Genomic DNA, 6,925 nt, shown 5'->3' with positions numbered 1-6,925 from the left:
ACCCTGGAACTCCTGCAGACACCCCCCGTCCCGCAGACCGCACCGCGCACCGGCCACCGGATAGCCGTACCAGCCGTTCTCCCAGCCCAACGAACCCCACCGGGCCCGGATCTCCCCGTCGATCGCGTGGGCACCCGTAGCCGGCGTCCAGTAGATGGATCCACCCTGGAACTCCTGCAGACACCCCCCGTCCCGCAGACCGCACCGCTCGCTGGTGACAGGCGGACCGAGCCGGCCGCTCGCCCCGCCCAGCTGGCGGTACCGGTCCGCGATCGGGGACGCCGCGGGGCCGCCGGCCGTCTGCACGCTGACCGTCGCACCCGACGAGGACGTGCTCGCGACGCCGACCGACAACCCGCCGCCCAGCAGGAGGCGGCTGCCCACGGGCAGCACGGTCTGGTCGTCGACGTCCCAGTCCCCTTGGCCCGACGGAGTGCCGTCCAACAGCAACGAGGTGTCGCCTCCCGGTCCCGGCCCGTCGACGTGCACGAGCACCCCCGGTTCCAGGCCGTGGCTCTGCCGCGGGTCGGCCAGCCAACCGTCCCGGCCCACGGCGCCGCGGTACTCCACCCAGTAACGGGTGGACCCCGACTGCAACGCGAGCACGCGGACACCGCTGCGGCTCCCCATCGGGGCCAGCGTGTAGGTGCCGCCGGCCCCGGTGGATGAGACGGACACCCGTGCCGAAGCGGGCAGCACCCCCAGCCGCGCGGCGTGCGGGGCGTTGAGCGAGCCGACCGCGCCCCAGGAGATGCCCATGACGTCGTACCAGTCCCAGTACTCGACCGTCCGGCACGGGGCGGACTCCGCGGAGGCATCGCACTGCACCGCCGACGCGTGGCCGAGGCCGAAGTTGTGCCCCAGCTCGTGGGCGATCACCGAGGTGGACGTGTCCCGCACGTAGACCAGGCCACCATCGCCGATGCCCGAGCCGATCGTGCCCAGGCCGTAGGCGCACGAAGGGGCGTTCGCAGGGACGTAGAGCAGCAGGTGCGCACCCGGGTCGCCGGCCCAGCCGACGGCGCCGGCCACCTCCTCCCACAGGGCCAGGGGGTCGCGGCAGTCGGCCGCCGTGGCGGTCCAGTCGCGACTGCGCGTTACCGAGACGGTGACCGCGCCGTCGGTCTGCTCGCGCCAGAAGTCCCGCACCGGCCCGTCCACCGCGGCGACGACGTCGGCCAGCGTGGCGCCGTCCCGCGGCGCCCCACCCGGCTGCACCATCACCACCGTCACCGCGTTGGTGGGCGGGACGGTGGCCGCGGCGGGCGCGGCCGGGGCGACGACCTGGGCGTCGACGACGTCACGGGCGGGTGCCAGGTCCTGCTCCAGGGTCGCCTCGTCGCGGACCTCGCGGCCCACGGTGACCTCGACGGTCGCGCCCGCCTCGATGTCGGCGACGTCCTCGGTGGGGACGCGGACGGAGCCGTCGTCCCCGGTGTCGATCCAGCTCAGCAGCGTGTCCCCGGCGTCCTCGGCAGGGGCGCCGGGCGTGTGGTCCGCGTGCTCCGGGTCGGCGAAGGCCTGCACCAGCTCGCCGACGACGGTGTCCCCCGGAGCCGGCTCCTCGGCGGCGGCCGGGCCGGCCAGCAGCAGCGGTGCGGTGACGGCGGCGAGGACCGCGGCCGCCAGGGGCCGCGGGCGGGAGGCGAGGGGCACGGGGGACTCCAGGTCAGGGGCGTCGGTGAGCGGCGCTCGCCTCTGCATCGGCGCGTCCGCGCGGGAACTGGACCCCTCGGCGGAGGGAGCTCAGCCCCGCCGCCGCGGGAGGACCCGGCGCCCGGCCAGCACCGCCCCGCCGAGGCCCAGGACGCCGCCGGCGGCCAGCGCCGGGGTGGTCCAGGAGCGGCCGGCCGGCTGCGTGGCCGCGGCCTCGACCGGCGCCGGGGCTGCGGGAGCTGCCGGCGCGGGGACCTCGGCCGGCGCCGCGGCGGGCACCACCGGCGCCGGAGCCGGCTCGATGCGGACGGGCGCGGTCGCGGACCGGCCCGGGGCCGCCGTGCCGCCCGCGGACAGCTCGGTCGGTGCCGGGGCGGTCGCCACCGAGGGCGCCGGCACCGGGACCTCGGCCCCGCGCACCACGGTCACGGCGGCACCGGTCGGGGTGACCGCGTCGACGGTGACGGTGAACTGCCCGCCGGCGACGGCGACCGGCACGCCCGGGACCAGCGCGGCCTGCAGGTCGGCGTCCCAGCCGGCCCCGGGCGAGGGACTGCCGTCGAGCAGCAGCGAGGTGTCGGGGAGCGCCCCGGACCGGCGCAGCAGGACGCCGCTGTCGAGCCGGTAGCGGTTGTCGCGGGCCAGCCAGTCGTCGCGGCCGACGGCGGTCCGGTACTCGAGCCAGTAGTCGGTGCCCGCGGTGTCGGTCAGGCGCAGCGCGCGTGTGCCGGCGCCGCCGCCGAGCGGGGCCAGGGTCGCCGTGGTCGTGCCGGGGCCGGCGGCCCGCGTGGCGGCGGGGGGCAGCGCGCCGAGCCGGGCGGCCTGGGCGGCGGTGAGGCTGCCCAGGCGGTCCCAGGAGGCGCCCATGACGTCGTAGTAGTCGCGGTAGGCGGCGGTGCGGCAGTGGCCGGTCTCGACGGCGGTGTCGCACTGCAGGCCGCTGGAGTGGCCCAGGCCGAAGTTGTGGCCCAGCTCGTGGGCGATGAGCGAGGCGCTGTCGTCGCGGACGTAGAGCCGCCCGCCCGACGCGGTCCCGGTACCCACCTGGCCCAGGGCGTAGGAGCAGCCGGGCAGGTCCTCCGGCTGGCTGGTGACGTAGAGCAGCAGGTGCCGGCCCGGTCCGGCCTGGAAGCCGACGCGTGCGGCGGCCTCGTCCCACAGGGCGGTGGGGTCGCTGCAGCCGGCGGCGGTGCTGATCCAGTCGTGGGCGGCGGTGACGCCGACGGTGACCGCGCCGCCGGTCTGCTCCGACCAGAAGCCGGCGACCTCGCCGTTGACCGTGTCCACGACGTCGGCCAGGGCGGCGCGGTCCGGGGTGCCGCCGGCCGGGACGACCATGGCCACGGTGACCTGGTTGGTCACCGAGCCGGCCGGCACGGTGGTCGCCGGCCGCGGGGCCCGGAGCACCTGGGTGTCGAGGACCTCGTGGGCCGGCTCGAAGCCGTCCTCCCCGGCCTCGTCGCCGGTGGTGCCGCCGACGGTGACCTCGACGGTCGAGCCGACGCCGATGCCGGCCACGGCGTCGGTCGGCACGCGCACCGAGGACCCGTCGGCCCCCTCGACGAAGGTCAGCGGCTCGGCGTGGGACTCCTCCGCGTGCCGGCCCTCGAGCGGGGTCTCCGGCCAGGCCTGCACCAGCTCCCCGACGACCGTGGTGGCACCGGCGTCGTCGGCCTGCGCCGCCGTTCCCGGGCCGGCGCACAGCGCGACGACGGCACCGGCCAGGGCCAGCGACCGCGTCAGGACTCGGGAGGCGTGCATCCCTCCCGGCATCGGCGGTCCGGTGTCCCGTGCGCACCATCGGGACCCCGCCCGTTCCACCCGTCACAGGCGCCCCGTCACAGGCGCCCCGGGGGTCACGCCAGCGCGTCGGCCCCCATCAGCCTCCGGCCGGCCTCGGTGATCGAGCCCGACAGCGAGGGGTAGATCGCGAAGGTCTGCGCCAGGTCGCTGACGGTCAGCCCCTTGGTCACGGCGAGCGCGATCGGCAGGATCAGCTCGCTGGCGCCCGGCGCCACGACGACGCCGCCGACGACGACGCCGGTGGCCTTGCGGGCGAACAGCTTCACGAAGCCGGCGCGCAGGTCGCTCATCTTGGCCCGGGCGTTGGTCGCCAGCGGCAGCCGGACGACGTCGAGGTCGTGGCCCTCGGGCAGCGTCTTCTCCTGGACGCCGACGGTGGCGATCTCGGGGTGGGTGAAGACGTTGGCCGACACCGTCTTGAGCCGGATCGGCTGCACCGCCTCGCCGAGCGCGTGCCACATCGCGATCCGGCCCTGCATCGCCGCGACGCTGGCCAGCTGGAAGACGCCGGTGACGTCGCCGGCGGCGTAGATGCCCGGCACGTTGGTGCGCGAGACCCGGTCGACGACGACGTGGCCGGACTCGCTCAGCTCGACGCCGGTCGCCTCCAGGTTCAGCCCGGCGGTGTTGGGCACCGTGCCCACGGTCATCAGCGCGTGCGAGCCCTCGACGGTGCGGCCGTCGGTCAGCTCGACCAGCACGCCCTTCTCCGTGCGGGTGACGCTGGCCGCCCGGCTGCGCTCGGCGATCCGGCCGCCGCGGGCCTGGAACACCTCGGCGATGACGTCGGCGGCGTCGGCGTCCTCGCCCGGCAGCACCTGGTCGCGGGAGGAGACGAGGGTGACCGGCACGCCGGCCTCCAGGTAGCCCGAGGCGAACTCCGCGCCGGTGACGCCGGAGCCGACGACGACGAGGTGCTCGGGCATCTCCTCGAGGTCGTAGAGCTGGCGCCAGTCCAGGATGCGCTCGCCGTCGGGCTCGCTGCCGGGCAGCACGCGGGGGTCGGCGCCGGTGGCGACGAGGACGACGTCGCACTCGAGGGTGCCGGTGACGGCGCCGTCGCGGTCGAGGACCTCGACGCGGTGCTCGACCAGACCGCGGGCGGTGTCGGCCAGCCGGGCCTGCCCGCTGAGGACCTCGACGCCCTCGGCCACGAGCCGGGCGTGGATGTCGGCCGACTGGGCCACGGCCAGCCCCTTGACCCGGGCGTTGACGGTGGGGAGGTCCAGGCCGACGGTGGCCAGGTCGGTGCCGCGCATGCCGAGGACCGAGGAGTCGCGGACCGAGGTCACCGTGCCGGCGGCGGCGATGAGGGTCTTCGACGGCACGCAGTCGGTGAGCACGCTGGCCCCGCCGAGGCCGTCGCGTTCCACGACGGTGACCTGCGCGCCGAGCGAGGCGGCCACCAGCGCGGCCTCGTAGCCGGCCGGGCCGCCGCCGATGATGACGATGCGGGTCATGGGGTCTCCTGCGTCGCGGAACGGGGTGCGCTCCCATCGTCCCAGGCCGGGCACACGGTGTCGGCAGGCTCACGGGTCGCGCGGGCCACACCGGCCGTAGGCTCCCCGGCGATGGGTCTCTACGCCGCCTACGGGTCCAACATGGACCCCGCCCAGATGCTGCGCCGCTGCCCGTCCTCCCCGCACGTGGGCACCGGCTGGATCCGCGGCTGGCGGCTGACCTTCGGCGCCGAGGAGCTGGGCTGGGAGGGCGCCCTGGCCACCCTCGTCCCGGCCGACGACCCCGACGCGCCCGGCGTCTTCGTCGCGCTCTACGACCTCACGTCGGCCGACGAGCGGGAGCTCGACGCCTGGGAGGGGGCCGACCGCGGCCTGTACCGCAAGCTCAACCTGCGGGTGCACACACTCGGCGGCGACGTCGTCGCCTACGTCTACGCCCTCGACGCCTTCGAGGGCGGCCTGCCCTCGGCCCGGGCGCTGGGCGCGATCGCCGACGCCGCCGAGGCCGCCGGCGCCCCGGACGACTACCTCGCGGACCTGCGCGCCCGCGACTGCCGCTCGACCGGCCCCTGACCGGTCGGGGCGTCAGGACGCCACGACGCCTGCGGCGCCGGCGGGAGCGCCCGTGCGGCCTGCGAGGTCGCAGTCCCCTGTTGGGTCTCGAGCAACCGTCGCCGAGGCCGGAGACGTCCTCAGCCCACCCGCACAGCGGACCGGGTCCCGGCGTTCCTCCGGGCATCGCCGTACGCGGCGGCCTGTCGGCGCGGGGACACCGGCGGCCGGGGGCCCACGTCCTGCGGCCGCAGCCGCGGCGTGACCACCGTGTCCGGTCCCGCCGGGACCGGGACCGAGGTGGTCACGGCATCGGTGACGGCAGCGCGCACCCGAGTTCCCGCGGAGCGCGGTGTCCGCTCGGCCAGGGCCAGCCCCAGGTCGCGCTCGACCGCCCGGCGCAGCCGCCCGCCCAGCGGCTGCTCGACGAACCGGTGCACCAGGTGCGAGAGGACCAGCATCAGCGCGGTGACGAGCGCTAGCGCCACGTACGGAGACATCCGCGGGGCCAGGTTGAAGAGCAGCACCCAGCCGATGTTCTGGTGCAGGAGGTACAACGGGTAGGTCAGTGCGCCGAGGCCGGTCAGCCAGCGCCAGTCCAGCCGTGCGACCGGAGTCAGCGTGACCAGCGCGAGGGCGGCGATGCACAGGCTGAGGAGCAGGGCGAGCCCACGGAAGGAGGGGCTCGCGCCGGCGACCGAGGCTGACCACGGGATGTAGTACGAGGAGCACACCCACAGAGCGGTGACGAAGTTGAAGCCGAGGAGCAGACCGGTGACGGCGCTCCAGCCATGGCGCCGGACCAGGTAGAGCAGGATGCCGATGCAGAAGAACGGCGCGTAGTTGGGCTCGAGCAGGGTGACGAGCAGGTCGACTCGGGCCTGGGCGGCGAACGCCCCGACGATCGGCCAGGCGATGCACAGCACCAGCACCCGCTCACGGGTGAGGCCGTAGAGACCGAGCAGCACCAGCAGGAGGTAGAACTTCAGCTCCACGAAGAGAGTCCAGTAGACCCCATCGACGCTGCCGATACCGAAGGCCTGCTGGGTCATCGAGAGGTTGGCCAGGACCCCGGAGAGGCCGAGCTGCTCCCACACCTCGGGGAGCACCCGCGGATCGAGCAGCAGGACCGTCGCGGTCAGGACCACGGCGACCCAGTAGGCCGGGAACAGCCGGCCGACGCGTGAGGCGATGAACGAGGGGACCGGGCGGCCCCAGGCGCTCATGAGCACCACGAAGCCGCTGATCATGAAGAACAGGTAGGGGCCGAAGCCGCCGTAGAGCGTGAACCGGCTGAGGGTCGGGAAGACCTGCCGCACGCTCTCCGCCCAGCTGACGTTGTCCCGACCGGTGTAGTGGAAGGCAACGACCGCGGCAGCGGCGACGAAGCGCAGCCCGTCGAGTGCCCTCAGCCGACCGTCGTCCGTCCGCTGCCCGTCGTGCCGCACCGTGTC

Annotated in this window: 5 protein-coding genes; 1 reads left to right on the top strand and 4 read right to left on the bottom strand. The window is 75.5% G+C overall.

The features are described from left to right. From ACI78U_RS21490 to ACI78U_RS21480, 3 genes are all read right to left on the bottom strand, one after another. The coding region (locus ACI78U_RS21490) for a reprolysin-like metallopeptidase (RefSeq protein WP_456877432.1) at nt 1-1,656 on the bottom strand (1,656 nt) is incomplete at its 3' end. Between the two features lie 90 nt (nt 1,657-1,746). Beyond that, a complete protein-coding gene (locus tag ACI78U_RS21485) occupies nt 1,747-3,417 on the bottom strand; it encodes a hypothetical protein (RefSeq protein ID WP_456877431.1) in 1,671 nt (556 codons plus the stop codon). Between the two features lie 95 nt (nt 3,418-3,512). Continuing rightward, the gene (locus ACI78U_RS21480; protein WP_456877430.1) at nt 3,513-4,919 is read right to left on the bottom strand and encodes an NAD(P)H-quinone dehydrogenase; all 1,407 of its coding nucleotides are present in this window, start codon (nt 4,917-4,919) and stop codon (nt 3,513-3,515) included. A gap of 111 nt (nt 4,920-5,030) precedes the next feature. On the opposite strand from ACI78U_RS21480, the gene ACI78U_RS21475 reads away from it, so the two are divergent. After that, nucleotides 5,031-5,492, top strand: coding sequence for a gamma-glutamylcyclotransferase family protein (locus tag ACI78U_RS21475; RefSeq protein ID WP_456877429.1), 462 nt, complete (start codon nt 5,031-5,033; stop codon nt 5,490-5,492). Between the two features lie 119 nt (nt 5,493-5,611). Here the strand turns inward: ACI78U_RS21475 and ACI78U_RS21470 are convergent, their stop codons facing one another. Next, nucleotides 5,612-6,919, bottom strand: coding sequence for an acyltransferase family protein (locus ACI78U_RS21470; RefSeq protein ID WP_456877428.1), 1,308 nt, complete (start codon nt 6,917-6,919; stop codon nt 5,612-5,614). Nucleotides 6,920-6,925: the final 6 nt, after the last annotated feature.

This window comes from Geodermatophilus sp. SYSU D00710 (assembly GCF_054050195.1).
Note: the sequence above shows the minus strand (reverse complement) of the source record. Positions and strands in the feature narration are given on the sequence as shown.